This window comes from Arthrobacter sp. R1-13 (genome assembly GCF_054161475.1).
Window position 1 is genome coordinate 4,193,635 of sequence record NZ_CP096420.1, and the last position, 21,802, is coordinate 4,215,436.

Sequence of the window (21,802 nt, forward strand, 5' to 3'; positions counted from 1 at the left end):
GTAAACCCCGCGAAGGGCAGGCCTACTCCTCGGGAGCTTGTTTCTCCAGGAGGACCTTGAGCCGCTCGAGCTGGGCGACCTCAGCCTTCAAGGACTGATGGGCCGCGCCGATGACCAGCCCCATAAGCCCTTTCGGCTGGTACTCAAGGGCAAAGCGGACCCGCGTGCTCTTGCCTTCGGAACTGAGATAGTAGCCGCCCCGGGGCTGGGCAGGACCGGCGATGACCTGGAACTGTATCTCCGCCCCGGGACGGACCTCTGTGATCTGGAAATCGCAGGCCACCGGGCGGCCGCCCGGTCCGGCGATGGTCTGTTGGTAAACGCTGCCCTTGGCTCCCGGTGCGCCGGAGAACAATTCGATGCTGCGGACGTCCCTGCACCAGAGTGGCAGGTTCAGCCCGTCGGCCAGGAAATGATAAACGCTGATGGCATCACGCTGAATGAGCACCTCGTACTCTGCAAATGCCACGGGGAACCCCTACGTGATGGACGGCTGATCGGCGTAAGCCCGTTCCCCAACGACTGCAGCTAACTGATTCAGGATAGCCAGCCACTCTCGCGGCTCCTACGCACGGGCGGGGCCTTTACCGAATGGTTACCGGATGCCCTTCATGTGACGCCGCGGTTGCTGGCCCGCTCCCGCGGTCAGTCCGTGGGAGAGACCCGGATGAGGTTTCCATCTGGATCAGTTATCACGAAAGTACGCCCGAAGACCTCGTCGCGAGGTTCTTCAATGACGTTGACTCCCTTATCCTTCCATTTGGCAAAGTACTGGTCTACGGCATCACTGGAACCCGGCACCATGAGCCCCACCTCGCTGGAGCGCGGTGTTGTTGGTGTGACACCGTCGCCGGCTCCTGACCACAGAGCAAACAACACGCCTGGGGCCACTTCGAATGGAACATAGCGAGGGGTCACCATAACGGGCTCCATCTCGAAGAGGTCGCTGTAAAAGCCGGTGGAGCGCTGGACATCGGTCACATAGATAAGGAACAGGTTTGGCGTTGCCATGGGATCTCCTTCGTCGATGCTTCTGACGATTACCAGCCTTACATAAATCCAGGGGGCAACGCCGTCACTGCAGATGTTCCGGGAAAGTCCAAGACTGGGGTAATGTAAATCTCGATGTTTCACCGGGACCGTTTACCAGTCTTTTGGCCGGTCCCACTGCGGCTGTAGCACAATGGTAGTGCGCTAGCTTCCCAAGCTCGACACGCGGGTTCGATTCCCGTCAGCCGCTCTCCTCTGAGGCCACCGACGCCCTTGGGCTCGGTTTCAACGCCAATGGTGACCCCGGTGGCACAATCACGTAACGCCGCCCTCAGACAGGTACTCATGTCACTCCGCCGGGTCGGGCCCAGCCTTAGCACCCTGGGTGTATCGTCATGAGTCAGGAACCCCTTCGGTTCCGCTACAGGAGCGATCATGGCTGACAAGTCCCCCCGTCAAGCAGCATCTAAAAAAGCCGGCAAGTCCATCAAAGAAAAGCGCGCGGACAAGAGGGCTGCTGCAGCACCGCCCTCCTCATTGGACAAAGCCACGTCAAAGCCGGCGGCCGCCAAGAAGAAGTGACCCGGACGGCGGGTGACCGCCGTCCGCCAGCTCGCCGCGTCGGAGGAACTCCTGGCTAGGGCTGTGACATTGGCGTAAGCAGGCTGCCGGCCCCTGCTTTAGTGAAAGCCTCGATGTTCCTCACTCCCTTCGTGGAACTGGGCCCAGCCTTCGAAGTGGGCAGGGACGACCCGGTGCGCCGCCCAGCAGCTTTGCGGCTTGGGCCCGGGCGGCGTTATCCATGGTCACGAGCGCGCCATCGAGCACTGGCTTGTGCTGCACGCCGCCAGTAGTTAGAACCGCGATATCAATCGCCCCAACCCGCTCATCGATCTGTTCGATGAGCGGCAAAGACGGCGCCACCGTTTAACCTCTTATGCAGCCTCCATTGGCGCGCACTCCCCTCCGCTCCCCGGCGACACAGACATCATATGTTAGGAATCTGCTCAGCGGGAAGATCCCCGTCAATCTCATGACCTCTCCTATTGACACCTTCGGATTTGGCCATAACATCGGACGTATCATCAAATGTTGTTTGCGCTAACAGTGCTGGTGCGGACCCCTAACAAAACTTGGAGCTAAGACGATGACGTCACGAAATTTTGGCCGCCGGCACTTTCTCGGTGCGGCTGGTGCCTCTGCTGCAGGCCTGCTGGCCACCTCCGTCGGTGGCGGAGTATCACCAGCCGCAGCAGCTGAGGTCCTGGCAACAGGAACGGGGTGGGACACGCAGGCTCTGCTGCAGAAGCTGGTCGATATGCGTTTCGGGATGTTCAATCACTTCAATCTGGGCACCTACACGAACGAGGAGTGGGCCGCACCGAACCAGAATCCCGCGATCTTCGCACCGCCGTCGGTGGATACCGATCAGTGGGCCGATGCCGCTCTTTCGGCGGGGATGAGCTACGGGGTGCTCACCACCAAGCACCATGACGGATTGGCGCTGTGGCCCACCAAATACGGCACGCAGAACGTCATGAACTCGGGTTACAAGCACGACGTCGTCAGGCAATACGTGGACTCGTTCCGCTCCCGGGGCCTGAAGGTGGGCTTCTACTTCTCCATCTGGGACCGTACCTATCCCGTACAGGCCACCGGCGGATACCATGTCAGCGACCCCGCGGCCGGTGTCGACTCGCCCCAGATCACCTATGTGCTGAACCAGCTCAGAGAACTGCTCACCGGCTACGGCGAGATCGAAGTCCTGATGCTCGATGGGTACGCCTGGCAGATGGGCCACCAACAGGTCCCGATGCAGCGGGTCCGCGACCTGGTCAAATCCCTCCAGCCCAACTGCCTCATCATCGATATCTGCGCGGTCCTCACCCCCTGGCTGGCCGACGGGATCTTCTGGGAGGAACCTTTCGGGATCACCGCGCCAGCCGGGAATACCTGGGCCGGGATGCAGGGCCAGACCATCAGCAACGGCTGGTTCTGGCACCCCTCCACCCCCTCCGAGGCACTGATGTCCAGGGACGCCATCATCACCCACCTCACCGAACTCGAATCGAGGTGGACCTCCTTCATCCTGAACTGCCCACCCAACCGCAACGGCAAGCTGGACCCCAACGTGGTGGCCCGTCTCGCCGAAGTCGGCGCGGCCTTCTCCCCCAACCCCCGCGGCGCGCTCCCCGCCCAGCCCCTGCGCGCCGAACACCTGATCACACCCGTGGCCGCCTACGCCACAGCGTTCCGTGAGCCGGAACCCCCGTACTTCGCAATCGACGGACGCGCCGACAACAAACTGCAGACCTGCTGGTCCACCTGGCCGGGCACCGGCGAACTCGCCATGCCCGTATCGATAACGCTGGATCTGGGCGGTGTGTATACCGGTGTGACCACGCTGGAGTACCTTCCCAAGCAGTGGTCCCGCGAAAACGGCACCGACGGCGACGTGACCTCCTTCGAGGTCTCCACCAGCGCCAACGGGGTGACCTTCACAACCGTCGCCTCGGGCACCTGGGCCACCGGCCCCACCCCGAAGCTCGCCGAGTGGGCCCCCGTCACCGCCGGATTCATCCGGTTCACCGCAAAGGCAGGCTCCGGCGGCTATACAAACGTCGCCGGCCTCCGGGTCGGCGGCCGCACCGCAAAGCCGGACCGCCAGTCCTTCGCCGTCGCCCCCAACCGCGCCTACAAACTCATCAACCCCGCCAGCGGCAAGGCCCTGACCGTACTCAACGGCTCCACCGCCAACAGGGCTGCCGTTGTCCTGGCCCCCGACACTAACGCGGCGAACCAGCGCTGGACGCTGACCACCGACGTCGACGGCTACTACAAGCTAAGGGACGCCAACAGCGGAAAGGTCCTTGAGATCGGTTTCCGCTCACGGACCATCGGCGAGAAGGCAGCGATCTATACCAGCGCCAACGTCCTGCAACAGCAATGGGCAATCACGCCCGTAAGTAACGGAAAAGTGGCCCTTACCAACCGCTTCTCCACCTATGCCCTCGGCCTCACCGGCGCAGCCACCACCGACGGAACCACCACGGAACAACAGCTCTACCGAGGCTCCGCCCACCAGCAATGGGCACTCGTCGACGTCACCTAAACCGAGCTCAGCCCCGACGAGGCCCGGCGGACAACGCGGACCAGGTGCCGCCTGTCCCTCACGTCCAGTTTGAGGGTCAGGTGGCCCTTGCGTGCAATCACGACGGCGACGGCCACCGCTGCCAGCGCGGGGACCCCGCCCGAAACCAGGATGGCGGTCTGGGGGTCAACATGCTCGGCCACCCAGCCGACCATAGGGCCGCCGATCGCCTGGCCGCCGATCAGCACCATGATGTAAAGGCTCATCACGCGGCCTCTGATGCCCATGTTGGAGCTGATCTGCACCAGCTGGTTGGAGCCGGTGAGGAACATGAGGCACCAGAAGCCTGAGAGGACCATCGCGGCGCCGAACCACACCAGGGACGGCGCCAGCGATGCCAGGCAGAGCATCAATCCGTACATTCCTGCGCAGCTCACCACCGATCGCAGCCGGAGTTGCCGCCGTCGCGTCGATGCCACAGCACCCGCCAGGGCGCCGAGGGCCACCAAGGCGTTCAGCAGTCCGTAGCCGGCGGCGCCGATGTCGTAAACGTGGTCAGCGAAGGCGGCCAGAATCACGGGAAGGCTCATGGCGAAAACGGCCACAAAACCAGCCATGAGCCAGGGCCAGTAGATGGTGGGCTTGCTCAATGCGTAGTGCAGCCCCTCCCTGAGCATGCCTTTCCGCTTGGGAGTGGGCGCCGTGATGAAGAGTTTGTCCTTGCGGAGCAGCAACAGCATGGCCACCGTCGAGCAGCAGGCAAGGGCGTTCGCCGCGAAGGCCCAACCTGCACCCACTGCAGTCAAGAGAATCCCCGCGAGCGCCGGCCCTATCAACCCGCCCAGCTGGAAGGTTGTGGAGTTCACGCTGATGGCGTTGCGCAGGTATTTGGGACCCACGAGTTCGTTGACAAATACCTGGCGTGCCGGCTGATCCAGCACCGTGACCAGCCCCAGTACCAGTGCGATGACATAGACGTGCCACACCTGGACCACCTGGCTGATTGCGAGAACGGCCAGTGTGGCTGCAAGGACAGCAGCCATGCACTGGCACAGGATCAGGATCTTTCGTTTGGCGAAACGGTCCGCCATCATCCCGGCCCAGGGTCCCAGGAACAGCGACGGCATGAACTGCAGGGCCACGGTGATCCCAACCGCTGTCACGGAGCCGGACAGCTGCAGCACCATCCAGTCCTGGGCGATCCGCTGCATCCACACTGCAATGACGGCGATGAAGTGGCCAATGGCGAACAGGCGGAAGTTCGGCACACGGAGGGAAATGAAAGTCTGGCTCCAGGGCAGCCGTTCACTGACGACGGCGATCGGCTGGGTGATGTTGCCCGGTTCGGTTTGGTGGTGTGTGGCGGAGGTAGCGGAATCGATGACGGGTTGGCTGACAGTTGCCGTTGACGGCGGTGGGGGTGCCACAGAGAATCCTAAGGAAGCGGTGAGCGGGGACGTCCTTAACGCTAGGATGACCGTGAGTAATTATGGAAGCGTATGGCGGCTATAACTAACATTGCGCATCGTAATGGGGGACCACCACCCGCCACCGACCGAGCAGGCGACGCCGGCCGCAAGAGGAGACAATGATGTTCGAACCAGCCCAGCTCCGCTCATTCCTTGCCGTCGCGGAAACCCTCAGCTTCACCAAAGCGGCGGAACGCCTCGGGTTGGCGCAGCCAACGGTGAGCCAACACGTAAGGAAACTGGAGACGGCGGCAAAAAGAGTTCTGATAGCCCGTGATACGAGGGACGTGCGGCTAACCGACAACGGCGACGCGATGGCAGGATTCGCACGAAACATTCTCGCCGCACACGATGCCGCGTCCCGCTACTTCTCCGGTTCGGCGATGCGGGGCAGACTGCGTTTCGGCACTGCTGACGACCTGGCCATAACCGGCCTCCCGCGCATCCTGCGGGAATTCCGCCAGATCTACCCGCAGATCAACCTCGAGCTGACAGTTGGACAGAGCGACCAGCTGTACAAACGCCTCAACGCAGGGCAGCTCGATCTTGTGTTTGTGAAATGGGTGGCCGGTGCCAAGGACGGCACCGTAGTCCAGCACGATTCCTTTGCCTGGGTGGGACTGGAGCAGACGGCCCTTGCGCCGGGCGATCCGGTGCCGCTGATCGCCTACCCCTCCCCGAGCCTCAGCAGGAAACTCGCCATTGACGCCCTCGAAGCCGGCGGCCGGACCTGGCGCATCACGTGCACTACCAAACAGATCAGCGGCGTCCTTGCCGCTGTCAGGGCAGGGATCGGAGTGGCGGTCATGCCGTCCTCCCTCGTTCCGGAGGACCTGAAAATCATTACCCGCCGCTTCGATCTACCGCCGGTAGGCGACGTCGATTTCACCCTGATCCGGAACCCCCTGGCCAACTCAGAAGTCATTGATGCACTGACTCAGTCCATCGTGGGACGTACCATCAGGCGCTCTGCCTAGCAAAGATAACGATTGAACATCGAACGCGTATCGCTTATGCTGAATTCTGCTTATGGTCAAGAAGAGGCCTGAGACATCGCTCTGACAACGAACGCGTGTCCGCCACTCTTGGAATGCGTTCGGGATAGGCCGCCAATGACGACAGCCCAGAATGCCCACGCTCACACCGCACCCGTAGTGCGCCCCCATGAAACCACGCGCCCCACAAGCACCGGGGCCCATCACACCAACCGCGCCTCAACCGCCACCTGGGTGGATGCCGATTACGTCGGCAACCCGTACTGCGAGCGCTGCGGCACGGACGAGTTCATCTACCTGGAAGCTTTCGTTCCGGCCAAGCATCGGCCTGACGGTTCGGTAAAGAAGCTGGGGGAAGTGACCTATTTCTGCACTGGCTGTGATGACTTTTCTGCGCACTCGGTCCCGGCATCGTGGGTGCCGCCGGGCTGGTACTTCGGCTAGGAACCCGCCACTGGGTCTCAACCCGGAGAAATTCCCCGGCGTGGCAGCGGCATTGAACTTAAGAGCAACCGGGCTGGCACCAAGAGGTGCCAGCCCGGTTCCGTTTGTTCAACGGCGGACGCTGAGAATGCCTAGATCAGGCCCTCGGAGAGGTGGTTCGGCGTGCCGAACCGGTGCGCCGTGATGCTGACAGCCTGCTCGTGCACGAACGGGAGCAGTTCCACCCGGCCCGCCTCTGTGACCTCGTGGGCATAGACGGCCACGTCGGGTCGGCCACCGAGGGCCTCTGCCAGCTTGGAGGCATTACCGCCGATCAGGCGGATGCGTCCGTTCGAAAGCTTGCCCGCTGTGGCGAGGCGGTCCACGCCAGCCAGCCAGTCGGCGTCGTTCTCCATGCGGGCTTTGATAGCCAGCCCGGAGAGGACCGCCGCCAGCTGGGCAGGGAGTTCGACGGCGGTGGACACCGTCACTGCCGAACCGGCAAGCACACCGGCGGCGACGGTGCGGATGAGATCACCGAGCGTCTGGCCCTCGGAGAGACGGACCGTCACCGGGAGCGGGCGGTAGCGGAAGACGTTGCGTTCGGCGCTCAGCCCGGACACATCCTTGGCGGTACCGAATTCCTCTGCCCAGGCCAGGGCGTCTGAAGCAAGAGCGCGCTGCAGCGTTTCAAGCTCCGCGGGCTCCAGCCAGCCCTTCGCCGCGTTCAGCAGCCTCCGCACACCGGAGTTGGTGACCGCAGCCTTGCCGCCGCCACGCTGATCTGCCGTGCTGGCCTTGCTCACCCAGTCACCGAGCCCGGCGAGGTAGTTTGGCCCGCCCGCCTTGGTGCCGGCCCCAACGGCTGACTTCTTCCAGCCGCCGAACGGCTGCCGCTGCACGATGGCGCCGGTGATGCCGCGGTTCACGTAGAGGTTTCCAGCCTGGACGGTCTCCAGCCAGACAGCCAGTTCGGCGCTGTGAAGGGAATGCAGGCCTGCGGTCAGGCCGTATTCAATCTCATTCTGGATGGCGATTGCTTCTTCCAGAGTGTCCGCGGTCATCACGCCCAGCACCGGGCCGAAGAATTCGGTCAAGTGGAAGTAGGAACCGCGCTTCACGCCATACCGGACTCCCGGGCTCCAGAGCTTGCCCGTTTCGTCGAGCTTCTTCGGCTCCACGGCCCAGCTTTCGCCGGCGTCCAGGGTGGTCAGGGCGTTGAGGAGCTTGCCCTTGGCGGGTTCGATAATCGGGCCCATCTGGCTTGTGGGGTCCTCAGGGTAACCGACCGTCAGCGAGGTAACGGCGTCGATCAGCTGGTTATGGAAACGCCTCGATTTGGCTGCCGAGCCCACCAGGATCACCAGTGAAGCAGCGGAGCACTTCTGGCCGGCGTGACCGAAGGCGGAGTAGGCAACGTCCTTGGCGGCGAGATCGAAGTCGGCGCTCGGCGTAACGATGATGGCGTTCTTGCCACTGGTTTCCGCCAGCAGCGGCAGGTCCTGGCGGAAACTGCGGAACAGTTCGGCCGTTTCGTAGCCGCCGGTCAGGATTACGCGGTCCACAGACGGATGGGAGATGAGCTGCTTGCCCAATTCCCGCTCGCCGAGCTGGACCATGGTGAGCACGTTGCGGGGAACGCCTGCCTCCCACAGCGCCTCGATCATCACCGCACCGCTGCGGCATGCCTGCTTGGCCGGCTTGATCACGACGGCGGAGCCGGCAGCGAGCGCTGCCAAGGTGGAGCCGGCCGGAATGGCAACCGGGAAGTTCCACGGCGGGGTCACCACGGTGAGCCTCGCCGGAACGAACGTGGCGCCGTCGACCTCGTCAAGCTTGCGGGCAGACTCTGCGTAATAGTGAGCGAAGTCGACGGCTTCACTCACCTCCGGATCGCCCTGATCGAGGGTCTTTCCGGTTTCGCTGGCCATGACTTCGAGCAGGTCAGCGCGGCGGGCTTCAAGGACGTCCCCGGCTCGGTGCAGGATTTCGGCACGTTCGGCCCCGGACATCGCAGCCCAGGCCTTGCCCTTGTCCACAGCCGTGGCGATCACCGTGTTGAGGGTGTCCTCGTCACTGATGGTGGCTGCGGACACCGAGGCGTTGCCGAGCGTGGAGAACGGAACGCGGCCAAGGATCGCCCTGCCCCAATCCCGGTTCGCCGGCAGTGCGGGATCTGTGTCCGGGGTGTTCCGGAAGCCGGTCCGGGGCATGGGCTCAGGCGGCAGGTTGCGGTTCTGGCGACGGTTCGGCCCGGGGACCTCGTCGTCGAGCTTGTCCAAGGAGTTGAGGAAGCGTTGCTTCTCACGCTCGAACAGAGACTCGTTTTCGCTGAGCTCAAATACTGCGGACATGAAGTTGTCCTGGCTGGCGCCTTCTTCGAGGCGGCGGATGAGGTAAGCAATCGCGACGTCGAATTCGGCCGGGTGGACTACCGGCGTGTAGAGCAGGAGCGAGCCGACGTCCTTCTTGACCGCTTCGGCCTGCCCCTGGGCCATACCGAGCAGCATCTCGAACTCAATACTCTGCTCTGCGGTATCCGCGATGCCGCGCTGCTTGGCCAGGAGCCAGGCGAAGGCGATGTCGAACAGATTGTGGCCGGCCACCCCGATCCGGATGTTGCGGATCCGGTCCGGGTGCAGGGCGTAGTTGATGACCCGCTTGTAGTTGGTGTCGGATTCCTGTTTGGAGGAACAGGTAGCCAGCGGCCAGTCATGCAGGGAGGACTCGACCAGCTCCATGGGGAGGTTGGCACCCTTTACAACGCGCACCTTGATGGCCGCTCCGCCTTCTGCCCGTCGGGCAGCAGCCCAGTCCTGCAGGCGGATCATGGCAGCCAGGGCATCAGGGAGATAGGCCTGAAGGACGATACCGGCTTCAAGGTTCTTGAATTCGGGCTTGTCCAGGATCCTGGTGAAGACCGCGATGGTCATGTCCAGGTCCTTGTATTCCTCCATGTCCAGGTTGATGAACTTCGCCTTCTGCCCGTCGGCTGCATAGGAGGCTGCGCGAGCGAAGAGCGGCGTGAGCTTCTCAACCACGTGCTCGACGGCCTCGTCAAAAGCCCAGGGCGAGTGCGGAGCCACCGTCGAGGAGACCTTGATGGAAACGTAGTCGACGTCGGGGCGTGCAAGGAGGGTGTGGGTGCCGTCAAGTCGGCGCGACCCTTCCCGCTCGCCGAGCACTGCCTCACCAAGCAGGTTCACGTTGAGGCGGACATCGTTCTTGCGGATCTTGGCGATGGCCGGACCCAGCTTGGCGTCGGTTGCATCCACGATGAGGTGGCCGACCATTTCGCGCAGGACGCGGCGGGCGATCGGAATAACCACCTGCGGGAGAACCGGGGCCATGGTTCCGCCTACACGCACGGCGCTGCGCATGTACCACGGCAGGAACGAGGGGACCTTCGGCGCGAGCTCGGCCAGGTTTCGGGCGGCCACGTGGAGGTCGTCGGGGCGGATGACGCCGTCCACGAATCCGACGGTGAATTCCAGGCCGTTGGGATCCTTCAGGACGCCGGCCAGCTGCTCTGCTGAGGCGTCGACGGGAACCTTGGAAGCTTCGGTCAGCCAGTGGCGTACCAGTGCGATGGTTTCGTTGGCGAGGGCGTGGGCCTCAACGACTGCGTGGGCTCCGGCGACAGCCGTCTCTTGGGCCCTTTTTCCAGTGCGGGCACCGTGCTCCGTGGAGATGTTGGTCATGGCTGGTACTCGTTCTTTCCGTGAGTGTGGAACCGTCTTCATTCATCAGTATGAGCTTCGAATCACATAAGATAAAGCGATGTTTTCTAAGCAATACAGGTTAGGAAAACCATTGTTTTAGAAAACCGTCCAAACGTTCGGAAAACCCCAAAAACCCTCCGTCACCTTTCGCGGCTTTTCAGGAAACCCTCCGTCACCTTTCGCCCGAAAACGACGAACCCTCCCTCACGTGATGTGAGGGAGGGTTCGTCATTAACGCCCGATACCTGAGGGAGCGTCGCAGAATTTCCTGCGAGAAGTGAGGGAGCGTTGTATTGCCGCGTGGGCTAGACGCGGCTCGTCACCTCAGCGCGCGCCTGGTGGCGCGGGCTGTTGGGGTTCATCAAGGAGTGCTTACGGCCGTAGAAGAAGTAGATGCCCAGGCCGATGAGGAGCCAGACACCGAAACGGGCCCAGGTCTCCCAGTGCAACTGGAACATCAGGAATGCCGAGGCCAACACACCGAAAGCAGGGATCAGTGGCATGAGGGGCAGGCGGAAGGTACGCGGGGCGTCGGGCTTCTTGTAGCGGAACACAATCACAGAGAAGCAGACGACGACGAACGCAGCCAAAATGCCGATGTTGGTCAGGTCCGCTACAGCCTTGATCGGGAACACACCAGCCAGCAGGGCCGAGGCGACGCCGGCAATCCAAGTGACGCGCTGGGGAGTGCCGTGCCGGTCTGTCTTGGCAAACCAACCGGGCAGCAACCCGTCACGGCTCATTGAGAACCAGACGCGGGTGACTCCGAGAAGGAAGGTCAACATAACGGTAAGGATGGAGAGCACGGCAAAGACGGAAATGATGGTGGCAATGACGGGCAGTCCAACACCTGTAAAGGCTGATGCGAAGCCGGCCTTGGGGTCAATATCCTTGTAATTCTGCATGCCGGTGAGAACCAGCGTGGCGGCAACATAGAGGAGCATCGCGATGATGAGGGACAGGATGATGGCCTTCGGCATGTGCTTCTTGCCGTCCTTCGCCTCCTCGGCGGCGGTGCTCATGGCGTCGTATCCGAACACCGCGAAGAACACTGTTGCCGAGCCGGCCAGGACCGGGCCGAAGCCGCTGGGCATGAACGGGTTGTAGTTCTCCGCATTTATGTAGAAGACACCCAGCCCGATGATGAACAGGATCAGGACCACCTTGATGGCCACGGCCACGAGTTCGAAGCGACCGAAGGCCTTGGTGCCGCGGGAGAGGATCCAGGTGACGATCAGGCAGACGACGATGGCCGGAATGTTGACGATGCCGCCCTTACCCTCATCCGCCGTCGACGTCATCCATGTCGGCATGTGGATGCCGATCCCGGAGAGGAAAGCGTCGAAGTAACCGGAAATACCGATGGCCACCACGGAAACAATCGCAATGTATTCCAAGAGAAGGTCCCAGCCGATGAACCAGCCGATCACCTCACCCAGCGCAACATAACCGTAGGTGTAGGCCGAACCAGCACGAGGGATCATGCCGGCAAACTCTGCGTAGGAAAGCGCCGCAGCCGCGGAAGCGAGACCAGCGATCAGGAAGGAGAACAGCACGGCCGGACCAACGCCCGGCGTTCCTTCACTGCCGGCAGCCACCAGGCCAGCCAAGGAGAAAATCCCGACGCCGATGATGCCGCCAACGCCGATGGCCGTGAGCTGCCAGAGTCCAAGACTCTTGAACAACCCGCTGTGTTTGTTTTCTTCTTCGATATCGTCAATCGGCTTTCGCCGCATGATTGACTGGGTCAAATCTTTAGTACTCATCAGGGACTCCTGCTTAGTGTGTGGACCCATCGCTCCGCCCTGTGATGGGGGTTACTGCATCCTGAACAGTATGCAAGCGCTGTCCCATTAGATAAAGTGACTTTTGCTAAACATTAATCATTAGATTATGTAATCCTATTGAGAGAGCGGCGATGCGGAGGAGGAATCCATGCTCGACGTAAGGCGTCTGAGACTGCTCCGTGAACTGCAAATCAGGGGAACCCTGGCGGAGGTGGCGGAGGCCCTGCAGTACAGTCCATCGTCTGTCTCGCAGCAGCTCGCACTGCTCGAGAAGGAGGCCGGAGTTGAACTGCTCCGAAAGACCGGCCGAAGGGTTCAGCTGACCCCTCAGGCAGAGGTCCTCGTGGCTCACACTGCCCAGCTCCTCGAGACATTGGAGCAGGCAGAGGCCGACCTCGCCGCTTCCCTCACTACAGTGACCGGGACTGTCAGGATCGCGGTCTTCCAATCCGCAGCGCTTGCTTTGATGCCGGACACCTTGACGCGAATGGCAGCCACGTATCCGGAAGTCCGGATCGAGATGACGCAACGCGAGCCCGAGACGGCTCTGCACGAGACCTGGGCCCGGGACTTTGATTTGGTGATTGCCGAGCAATATCCAGGCCATGCAGCCCCCCGCTACCCCGAACTTGACCGCATCAAATTGACCAGCGACGCCATCAGGCTCGCTGTCCCGCTGCCTTCCCCGGACCGCCCGGCAATCACTTCTATTGCTGATGCGGCTGACTTGGCATGGGTTATGGAGCCGCGGGGAGCAGCTTCCCGTCACTGGGCAGAGCAGGCCTGCAGGAGCGCAGGATTCGAACCGGATGTGCGCTTCGAAACCGCCGATCTGCAGGCCCAGATCCGCTTGATCGAGTCGGGGAACGCCGTCGCGTTTATGCCGGACCTGGTCTGGACAGGGAAGACGACGACGGCGCAACTCCTGGCATTGCCGGGGGATCCCCACAGGACCGTGTTTACGTCAGTACGCCGCTCCAGTGTTAAGCGCCCCGCCATTCTTGCGGCCCGTGAAAACCTGGCCTTCACAGCAGAGTCGATCGCGCCCGCGGTCCCCCAAAACGGGTAAGCCTGGAACGTACGGCCCGGACGAGCCGGCACCCTGGGTTACGTGGATCACTGCAGCTATCGCACGGGTGGCGCTACACTGGGCGGGTTATGAATCGCACAATGTTCAAGTCCAAAATCCACCGGGCCACGGTCACGCATGCTGACCTGCACTACGTCGGTTCGGTCACTGTTGACCTCGACTTGTTGGATGCTGCCGATATTCTCCCTGGCGAGCTGGTGGCCATCGTTGACGTCACCAATGGCGCACGCCTGGAGACCTATACGATTGCCGGCGAGCGCGGATCCGGCGTGATCGGCATCAATGGCCCCGCTGCCCACCTGGTGCAGGAAAACGACATCGTCATCCTCATCACCTACGCAGAGATGACCACCGAAGAAGCCAAGGCCTACGACCCCAAAGTGGTCCACGTGGACAAGGACAATAAGATCGTCCAGCTGGGCAACGATCCCGCCGAGGGCATCACGCCAGGCCTGATGCGACCGCCTTACGCCTTGAACAATGCCGCTCTGAGCTGACTGGGCCTCCTTCACCTTCACTGCCTTGGGACTTGCTGCGCCTGTCCTGCATGAGCTCGCTCCTGCTACCCTGCCGCGTCCGTATCCCGAGATATAGCCTGCCTCGGCAACTCCGGCCTAATAAATCTGATTAGCTATACCCGTGACCGCTCACCATTGCACCGTTGACCCCCCGGGGACGTCACGGTGGTAGATGTTCTTGCGGGCTTCTTTGTGGTGTGGTCCATCATCCTGGTGGGAATGTTCGTCGGCAGGCGAAAGCTTCTGGGAGAAAATGCCCGCTCCGTACTGAGCGCTCTGACGTTTTTCGTGGCCAGCCCGGCCCTGCTGTTTGAAACACTGAGCAAGGCAAAGCTGCAGGACGTCTTCGCCGCTCCGCTGCTGGTCGCCGCTGTTGGCGCGGTAGCAACAGCAACCCTATACCTGCTGATTTCCCGGCTGCTCCTCAAACGCAAAATGCCCGAGGCACTGATCGGCACTATGAGCGCCTCCCTCGCCAACTCAGCGAACCTGGGCATCCCCATCGCCGTGTTCGTCCTCGGCGATGCCAACTACGTGGCTCCTCTGCTGATCTTCCAGCTGGCTTTCTTCACCCCTGTTCTGCTGATGGCCCTCGATGCCACCACCAGTTCACACCGGACAACGCCCTTGGGCTTTCTGCTGCTGATTGTCAGGAACCCAATGATCGTCGGTTCCGGCCTTGGACTCCTGGTCGCAGGCACCGGCTGGCAGGTTCCCGCGCTGGTGATGCAGCCGATCCACCTGATCGGCGGCGCCGCGATCCCCGCCATGCTCATAGCGTTCGGTATGAGCCTGAACGGTTCGCGCCCCCTGCAGGCCTCGGCTGAGCGGCGCTTGGACACGTTGCTGGCCAGCGGGTTCAAGCTCCTGGTCCATCCGCTCCTGGCTTATCTCTTCGCCCGTTTCGCGCTGGGGCTTGAAGACCATGCCCTGTTTGCCGCGGTGGTTACATCAGCCCTGCCCACGGCGCAGAACGTCTTCGTGGCGGCAAGCCGCTACAGGACCGGCATCACAGTGGCCAAGGATACGGTGCTCATCACGACGGTGGTCGCCGTCCCTGTCCTGATCGCCGTGGCATTCCTGCTCAAATGAGTGAGCCAGGCTAGGCGGCGCACCGCAGAACAACCACCGTGGCGTCGCCGGTGACCTCCCGCCCGGCGGTGAGCGACAGAATTGCACCACAGGCAGCCTGCGCGCTGGTACTCCCCGGGACGGCATTCCCTTATTAGACTCTGTGATTGCCAACTCGTCACCTCGCAGTCACATTATTTACAAGACCGGCTGCCTCAGCCACGAGCTCCACAGACTTGAGCCGGCCTTCGGTCCCGGTGCTTTGGTGGGCGATGATCAGCTCGTCCGCGTCGGCGTGGGAAGCGAACCCCTCCAGGTACTCCAGAACTGCCTCGGAGGTGCCAACGGCGGAGTACTTCATCATCGTCAACACGTGCTGTCCTTGCGGGGAGTCGAGGATCATGTCCGCTTCATCGTCCGTAAAAACGCGGCCGTTACCGAAAAACAGACCTACCCGCGCGCGCTTCGTGGCCTGGAACATCTCCTGCGCCTCCCCCGTGGTATCCGCTGCGATCACGTTTACGCCTGCAATAACGTAGGGCGCCTCGAGTTGGGCGGACGGCTTGAATTCGCGTCGATAGAGAGCGACGGCGTCCTGCAGCGCGTTGGGAGCAAAATGGGAGGCGAAAGCGTAGGGAAGGCCGAGTTGCGCGGCCAGCCTGGCTCCGAATAGTGATGATCCCAGGATGTAGAGCGGCACATCGGTGCCTTTGCCGGGAGTGGCTTCAACTCCTTGGATACGGGTAGGGCCTGTCAGGTAACCCTGCAGTTCCAGAACATCCTGGGGGAAGCTGTCGGCCGCCAGCGGATCCCTCCGGAGTGCACGCATGGTGTTCTGGTCGCTACCTGGGGCGCGGCCGAGCCCCAGGTCGATGCGGCCGGGGTGAAGCGCTTCCAGCGTGCCGAACTGTTCAGCGATGGTCAGCGGCGAATGGTTGGGCAGCATGACTCCCCCGGCGCCCAAGCGGATGCTCTTTGTATGGGCAGCAATGTGGGCAATCAGGACACTGGTAGCCGACGAGGCGATGGCAGACATGTTGTGGTGCTCGGCATACCAGACCCGCCGGTACCCCAGTTCCTCCGCCAGTTGCGCCATGGCCACACTGCCCGAAAGACTTTCGGCCGCAGTCTGGTCTTTTTCGATGGTGGCCAGGTCAAGGATGGAAAAAGGGAGAGTCACAGGTAGCGGCCTTTCGTAGCAACGGTCGGTCCCGGCCGCTTCACGGCCCCGGGGGACTGCGGGCGGACCCACTCTTTGGACAACGACGGCGGCAGTCCCGTTATTTCTGGACGTCACGCGACGTGGACCACAGAGTCCCAAAATGCAGATCCGGAAGCAGCTAGCGTCGGTCAGGGTACCGGGCGCAGTCAGGTACCGGGCGCAGTCAGGCACCGTGGCGCAGGAAGAGGGCCGGTCTGATGGGGACCGGCCCTCTTCCCGGATGCCGCTGCTATAGCACCCTGCCCTACGTCATTGAACTCATCAAGCAGTTGCCATCAGGCCACACATCCCCCGAGGGCTATCTGCCCGTCGAGCGCCTTTATCTGGTTCTGGACTGATCCAAGTTGGGTCTGAAGCGCGCTGACTGTGGCTTTCTGGGCCGCAATGGCAGTCGTGTTGTTTCCCTTCTTCGCTTCCAAATTCCGGAGCACCCCTTGGGCGTCGGTGACTTGCGTGTCCAGGCCCGTCAGCTGCTTCTGCAGTGTCTGCAGCTGCGCTTCTGTGGCACTGATGTCGTTGTTAAGTTGGTTGAGCTGCGTCAGCAGAGGGGCAACCCTGCCCTGCAGCGAGAGTACCTCCTTCTCCGCCGATGCAATTTTCGCGTTCAGTACGGACAGATCGGCCACCAGTCCGTCCAACTGGCTGCTGAGCGCCGCGATATCGGCCGTCTTCGCCAGTACAGCCGAGTTGGCGTCCGCTACCGCTCCCTCAAGGGCCGGCAATTGGGCCACGAGATTGCTGATGTCTTCCTTCTTGCTATCCACGTCAGCCTTGGCGGCAGTCAGGGCGGCGTTCGCAGTGAGTAGCTCTCCCCGCAGTCCCTGGAGCACGCCCTTCTGCTCCGCGATAGCGGCATTTGCCTCCGCAACACCGTCAACAAGGCCTGATACTGCGGCCTCCAGATCGGCGACTACCTGCTCCTGCGCCACCACGGCCTGATTGGCTTCAGCGGCTGCAGTCTCGAGCCCGGGCAGCTGATCCTGAAGATCACTGAGCTCCCCCTGTTTGTCAGTCACGGCGGTATTGGCGTTGCTCACGTTTGCCTGCAGCGTTGGAAGCTGGTCCTCCAAGGCACTGATTTCAGCTTCCTTGGCGGTCACGGCACTGTTGGCCTCGGATACTGCTGTCTGCAATGGCGCTGCCTCCTGCTGAAGGGTGCTGCTCTCCTGCTGCTTCGTCAGCAGTTGGCTGTTAAGGGAGTTAACCTGGATCTGCAGGGTGCCCAGATCACCCTGCAGGCCAGAAATCTGGGCGTTCTTGTCCGTGATCTGCGTATTTAGATCCGTCAGCTGTGTGTTCTTTGCAGTACGTTGGTCCACCAGCGCCTTCCGGGCCGGGTCGTTGCCACTGAGATCCTTGATTTGGGCCGAGAGAGCGGCGATTTGCCCTTCAAGGATCACCTTGTTGGCCAGCAGCGTTGCCAGCTCTGTCTGGGCAATTCCGATAGAGGCCTGTTTGGCGGTGATCTCGGCGTTCTTAGCTGTGATCTGCTGCTCCAGAGCAGAGATTTCCCCGCTGACGGCGGTGATCTTCTTTGCATGGGCGGTGAGCGCCTGGGCTGCCGCCAGGGCATCGGCTTGGAGCACCTCAAGTTCGCCCTGCGCGGTGACGATGCCGGCTTCGTGCAGACCAAGGATGTTGGAGGCGTCTTCTGCAGCGGCCTCCAGAACCTCCAACTCACCTTGGGCGACTGCGATTTCCTCGCCCTTGGTCACCACGGCGCCAGCGGCAGCGGTAGCCATGCCCTGAAGAACGGTGAGCGCTGACTTAGCCTCAACAATTTTTGCCTGCTGAGTGTCCAAGGCGCCTTGTGCCGCCGCCCCATCCGCTTCCAGGCTGGCTAGGACGGCCTCGGCGTCGAGCACTGCCCGCGACGCTGCATCCGCTTCAGATTGGGCGGCCTCTGCTACCTCGACCAGCAAGGCAAGTTCACTTTGTGCATCCCCGATCTCAGTATTTTTGGCCGCCACCGAGTCTGCCGCCGCTTTCACCGTCGCCTCAAGATTCACCTTTTCGCCTTCAGCTGTTGCGATCTGGCTCTTCTTGTCTTCAATCCGTTCGCCGAGCTCTACAGCCTGCTGCTCCAGCCGGGAAACAGCGGCTTCAGCCAGGCCCAGCTCCTCCTCCAATGGGATGAGCCGGCTCTGGACGTCAGCCCTTTCGGCCGTGAGATCGGCCAGCGCTTTCTCGGCCGCCGTGATGGCGTCCGATGTGGCCGTACGCTGAGCGGTGAGACTGGCCAGTGCGCTCTCGGCGGTCTGGATATCGGCGTCGAGCTGCACAACCTCGGCGTCGAGCGCACCGATGGAAGTATCCAGCGCCGAAATCTCAGACTCAAGCGCGGTTTTGCTGGACTGGAGCACTGCACGCTCGGCCTGCAGTTTTGCAATGAGCTCAGCGTTCTTGCGGGCGGACGCCTTCAGCAGGTTCTCCTGCACCGCTCCGCGATGGGCAAGCTGATTGACCACCCCGGTGCAGATTCCGGAGGCAGATGCGGTGACGGCTGTTGCGAGCGGAGCCAGGACAAGCATGCTGGTGACTATCCCGGGAAGGACAACAGCAGCTGCAAGACGACGGACGAAGACAGGCGCGGACAGATCGCTGTTCATTGAAACCCCCAAGATGAGACGAGACGCTTAGTTGCGGGCCACTTTGGCCGCGAAGTGTAGTCAGATCGTAGGGCCGCGTCACATGTCCGGCCACGAGTAACAGGTACCCGTCTTTTCGACACCGGAGTACTTGTTTGCTGACACCGAGTACTCGCTTTTGTTGGTACGGACTACTTGTTTTGCTTCAGCAACTTTTCGTTCCGTACAACTGGGTCAGCGGCTAAGGAGGCACTCGTCGCCTTGCAGAATAGCCTGATAGCGCGAACATTTTTTCAAGTTTAGGCGTCACGATCCGGCTCCAAGTCCGTAAACTGAGTGGACGTTCTGCGGGCCCCGTCAGTTGCAATGGTGTGCGTAAGAAGAAGCCCTGAAATCCAGGGCACGTCCATGGGGTGGAAGACGAGCGATCGTGACGCTGGAGCGGAAATCAAGATTATGGGGCCATGATGCCGAAGCCAGAGCCGCCGTCGTGCCGCCTCAGAGCCTGAAAACATGACTGCCCCTAACGGCGTCCTGGTTTCCGATGAGGATCTCGTCGCGGCCGTCGCCGACGGTGACGATCCCGCGGCCGTCGAGGAGCTCTACCGGCGTCACTGGGATGCGAATCTTCTGTTCGCGAAGCGGCTGATGGCAAACGACTTCGACGCAGAGGACATCGCCTCCGAATCTTTCTTGAAGGTCCTCGCAGCCATTCGCCGTGGTCTTGGGCCCCGGGGCCCATTCCGCCCCTACATGTTCCGCGCCGTCCGCTCCTGTGCAGCCGATCACTGGGGTGCCCAGGCAAGGCACAGCGCTGATGGGGATGTTGAGGCGGCGCCGGAAGAAGATCCTGGCTATGCCAGAGTCCTGGATGAAGCCGACAGGTCCCTTGCGGCCTCAGCGTTCGCCACACTGCCCGTTCGCTGGCAGACGGTACTGTGGCACCTTGATGTTGAGGGCGATCCTCCCCGCAGGCTGGCCCCGCTGCTGGGGCTGGAGCCAAATGCAGTGTCCGCCATCGCCGCTCGAGCACGCCGAGGCCTTCGGCAGGCCTATCTGCAAGCCTACGTAGCAGGATCGCTTGATGAAGCCTGCGAACCGACGTTGCCCTTGCTGGCGAAATCGGTGGTGGAAAACCTCACCGGACGGGAGGCCCGGAAACTCAGGATCCACATTGACCGCTGCCTCAAATGCAGGGCCGCCCTCGGCGACCTGGAAGACGTGAGTTCCACTATGCGTCGGGCCGTGGGCCCTTGGTTTGTCGGCCCGCTGATCCCCTTTCTGGGGCTCACGGGCGCCGGGCAGATCGGGTCTCTTCCCGCCGACCCCGCCTCCTGGATCGCGGCGCAAACCGCACTTACCCAGTTGTCCCTTGCGGCAGCGAGCGTTGCCGTCGTCAGTGGCATCGCGACGGCGGTGGTAGCCCCTACGCTGCCGACACCGCCCTCCGGTGTGTCAGTGACTGCAGGGGCTCAGGTAGCAGTCTCACCAGAAAATTCAACGGGCCAGCCGGCAGGATCGAATCCGATGCCCGGCGCTAAGGTGCTGGCACCAGGAAGTTCGGCAGACCCTTCAGCCGTGCCTCGTACGGCTACGCCTGGGAACCCTGACCAGGGACAGTTGGGGACGGACAGTGAGGCCTTCGCTATGATCAGCCCTTCTCCTCAAGCCCCCGCTGCTCAGCTGCCAGTCCTGCTACCAGGAGTCCTTCCCCCGGCAGTAACAGATCCCTTAGCCGGTGTCCTGCTTCCAGGAGTCCTTCCCCCGGCAGTAACAGATCCCCTGGCCGGTGTCCTGCCGTCCTCTCCCATCCCGTTGGTCACGTTAGCGCCCGCGCCAGATCCGACCGTGGCGCCGGTTCCAACGGTTACGCCTATCCCGACCAACCCCGACGGAAATTGCGCAGTGATCATAGTCGTGTCCATCTGCTTAGATTCTTGACACTCAAGTTTCCGTAACTTCGCATGGCTTCCGGTGTTTGCACAGGCAAGAGCGGAATGAACGCGAGTTAAGAAGCTCAACGGGCTGGTGGCGTTATCGTGACGCCGATTAGGCAAATTCTTTTGTGGTGATCCTCACATTTAAACTCGGCCATCGCTATCCGGGTTGCGATGATTCACTCGGGGCCGAACAGTTGCGTGCAGCTGTCAGGAAAAGTATTTAAAATATTTGGCGTTTATGCCGTCACGATTCAGACACTGCGACGTATATAAACAGGGTGTACCTTGAATTGCTTGACTGTTGGCCGTAATAGCTGCCTTCCCTCCTGAGTTGTTGGGGGCGGGGGAGGGTAGGCACCCGATTCCGAATGCCTTAGTGCGCTGCCACGTAGTCGGCCATGACGGCAGCCTGAACCCGTCCCCGCTCATTCACTGACAGGCCTTGCGCCTTCGCCCACTCACGAACCTCCGAGGAAGTCGGCGAAGTTACCTGAACCGTGGCGCGAGGACGTCCTCTGCCGCGGCTAGGCGCCGAAGAGCGGCGCGCTGCAGATACATAGCGATCAAGGACGAGACGAAGCTCAGCGGCGTTCCTGTCGTTCAGATCAATTTCATACCCGACCCCGTCGATTGCGAAGTTCACTGTTTCATTTGCTTCGGAACCATCAAGGTCATCTTCAAGGAGAATTACCATCTTTTTTGCCATAAGAAAACGGTATCACCCCCCATTAGCTGAAATTCCTGCATTTTGTACGTCGGGGGAATTAATTGCGCGCCCAGCCATTTATGGATCATTTCTGAAAGTCGACTGTATCTCTGCCCGCGAATGGGCATGCTGAACGTCGCGTATACAATTCGGGCTAAAGCGGTGCATCCTAGTTCCGTTGGGCCAGCCA

The 21,802-nt window shown here is 61.7% G+C and carries 16 protein-coding genes and 1 tRNA gene; 9 read left to right on the plus strand and 8 right to left on the minus strand.

Annotation, left to right across the window (positions count from 1 at the left end):
- Nucleotides 1–22 precede the first annotated feature (22 nt).
- Both M1D88_RS19470 and M1D88_RS19475 read right to left on the minus strand, forming a co-directional pair.
- The gene (locus tag M1D88_RS19470; RefSeq protein WP_458112365.1) at nt 23–469 is read right to left on the minus strand and encodes an SRPBCC family protein; all 447 of its coding nucleotides are present in this window, start codon (nt 467–469) and stop codon (nt 23–25) included.
- A 176-nt stretch (nt 470–645) separates the two neighbouring features.
- The gene (locus M1D88_RS19475; protein WP_458112366.1) at nt 646–1,011 is read right to left on the minus strand and encodes a VOC family protein; all 366 of its coding nucleotides are present in this window, start codon (nt 1,009–1,011) and stop codon (nt 646–648) included.
- Between the two features lie 158 nt (nt 1,012–1,169).
- On the opposite strand from M1D88_RS19475, the gene M1D88_RS19480 reads away from it, so the two are divergent.
- The 3 genes from M1D88_RS19480 to M1D88_RS19490 all read left to right on the plus strand — a co-directional run bounded on the left by M1D88_RS19480 (nt 1,170) and on the right by M1D88_RS19490 (nt 4,102).
- Nucleotides 1,170–1,240: transfer RNA gene (locus tag M1D88_RS19480), tRNA-Gly, on the plus strand.
- Between the two features lie 185 nt (nt 1,241–1,425).
- Nucleotides 1,426–1,572, plus strand: coding sequence for a hypothetical protein (locus M1D88_RS19485; RefSeq protein WP_309106246.1), 147 nt, complete (start codon nt 1,426–1,428; stop codon nt 1,570–1,572).
- Nucleotides 1,573–2,137: 565 nt separating this feature from the next.
- A complete protein-coding gene (locus M1D88_RS19490; protein ID WP_458112367.1) occupies nt 2,138–4,102 on the plus strand; it encodes an alpha-L-fucosidase in 1,965 nt (654 codons plus the stop codon).
- Here M1D88_RS19490 and M1D88_RS19495 read toward each other — a convergent pair.
- On the minus strand, nt 4,099–5,508 hold the full coding sequence (locus tag M1D88_RS19495; RefSeq protein ID WP_458112368.1) for an MFS transporter: 1,410 nt from the start codon (nt 5,506–5,508) through the stop codon (nt 4,099–4,101). The genes M1D88_RS19490 and M1D88_RS19495 overlap by 4 nt on opposite strands.
- A 164-nt stretch (nt 5,509–5,672) precedes the next feature.
- On the opposite strand from M1D88_RS19495, the gene M1D88_RS19500 reads away from it, so the two are divergent.
- On the plus strand, nt 5,673–6,527 hold the full coding sequence (locus M1D88_RS19500; RefSeq protein WP_458114582.1) for a LysR substrate-binding domain-containing protein: 855 nt from the start codon (nt 5,673–5,675) through the stop codon (nt 6,525–6,527).
- A 135-nt stretch (nt 6,528–6,662) separates the two neighbouring features.
- A complete protein-coding gene (locus tag M1D88_RS19505) occupies nt 6,663–6,989 on the plus strand; it encodes a hypothetical protein (protein ID WP_458112369.1) in 327 nt (108 codons plus the stop codon).
- Between the two features lie 131 nt (nt 6,990–7,120).
- Here M1D88_RS19505 and M1D88_RS19510 read toward each other — a convergent pair whose 3' ends face one another.
- Both M1D88_RS19510 and M1D88_RS19515 read right to left on the minus strand, forming a co-directional pair.
- Nucleotides 7,121–10,669, minus strand: coding sequence for a proline dehydrogenase family protein (locus tag M1D88_RS19510; protein ID WP_458112370.1), 3,549 nt, complete (start codon nt 10,667–10,669; stop codon nt 7,121–7,123).
- A 326-nt stretch (nt 10,670–10,995) separates the two neighbouring features.
- The gene (locus M1D88_RS19515; protein WP_458112371.1) at nt 10,996–12,456 is read right to left on the minus strand and encodes an amino acid permease; all 1,461 of its coding nucleotides are present in this window, start codon (nt 12,454–12,456) and stop codon (nt 10,996–10,998) included.
- Nucleotides 12,457–12,625: 169 nt separating this feature from the next.
- Here M1D88_RS19515 and M1D88_RS19520 point away from each other — a divergent pair, with 169 nt between their 5' ends.
- The 3 genes from M1D88_RS19520 to M1D88_RS19530 all read left to right on the plus strand — a co-directional run bounded on the left by M1D88_RS19520 (nt 12,626) and on the right by M1D88_RS19530 (nt 15,177).
- Nucleotides 12,626–13,546, plus strand: coding sequence for a LysR substrate-binding domain-containing protein (locus M1D88_RS19520; protein WP_458112372.1), 921 nt, complete (start codon nt 12,626–12,628; stop codon nt 13,544–13,546).
- Between the two features lie 89 nt (nt 13,547–13,635).
- Nucleotides 13,636–14,064 carry an aspartate 1-decarboxylase gene (gene panD / locus M1D88_RS19525; protein WP_247046708.1) on the plus strand — a complete coding sequence of 143 codons (429 nt, stop codon included), beginning with the start codon at nt 13,636–13,638 and terminating at the stop codon, nt 14,062–14,064.
- Between the two features lie 186 nt (nt 14,065–14,250).
- A complete protein-coding gene (locus M1D88_RS19530) occupies nt 14,251–15,177 on the plus strand; it encodes an AEC family transporter (protein ID WP_458112373.1) in 927 nt (308 codons plus the stop codon).
- A 157-nt stretch (nt 15,178–15,334) separates the two neighbouring features.
- On the opposite strand, the gene M1D88_RS19535 is transcribed toward M1D88_RS19530, so the two are convergent.
- Together M1D88_RS19535 and M1D88_RS19540 are read right to left on the minus strand one after the other, a co-directional pair.
- Nucleotides 15,335–16,336 (minus strand): LLM class flavin-dependent oxidoreductase, encoded by a 1,002-nt coding sequence (locus M1D88_RS19535; protein WP_458112374.1) that lies wholly within the window; start codon nt 16,334–16,336, stop codon nt 15,335–15,337.
- A gap of 317 nt (nt 16,337–16,653) precedes the next feature.
- Complete coding sequence (locus tag M1D88_RS19540; RefSeq protein WP_458112375.1) at nt 16,654–18,987, minus strand: chromosome segregation ATPase; 2,334 nt, start codon at nt 18,985–18,987, stop codon at nt 16,654–16,656.
- Nucleotides 18,988–19,479: 492 nt separating this feature from the next.
- Here M1D88_RS19540 and M1D88_RS19545 point away from each other — a divergent pair, with 492 nt between their 5' ends.
- On the plus strand, nt 19,480–20,907 hold the full coding sequence (locus M1D88_RS19545; protein WP_458112376.1) for a sigma-70 family RNA polymerase sigma factor: 1,428 nt from the start codon (nt 19,480–19,482) through the stop codon (nt 20,905–20,907).
- Nucleotides 20,908–21,279: 372 nt separating this feature from the next.
- Here the strand turns inward: M1D88_RS19545 and M1D88_RS19550 are convergent, their stop codons facing one another.
- On the minus strand, nt 21,280–21,612 hold the full coding sequence (locus tag M1D88_RS19550) for a histone-like nucleoid-structuring protein Lsr2 (RefSeq protein WP_458112377.1): 333 nt from the start codon (nt 21,610–21,612) through the stop codon (nt 21,280–21,282).
- Nucleotides 21,613–21,802 lie beyond the last annotated feature (190 nt).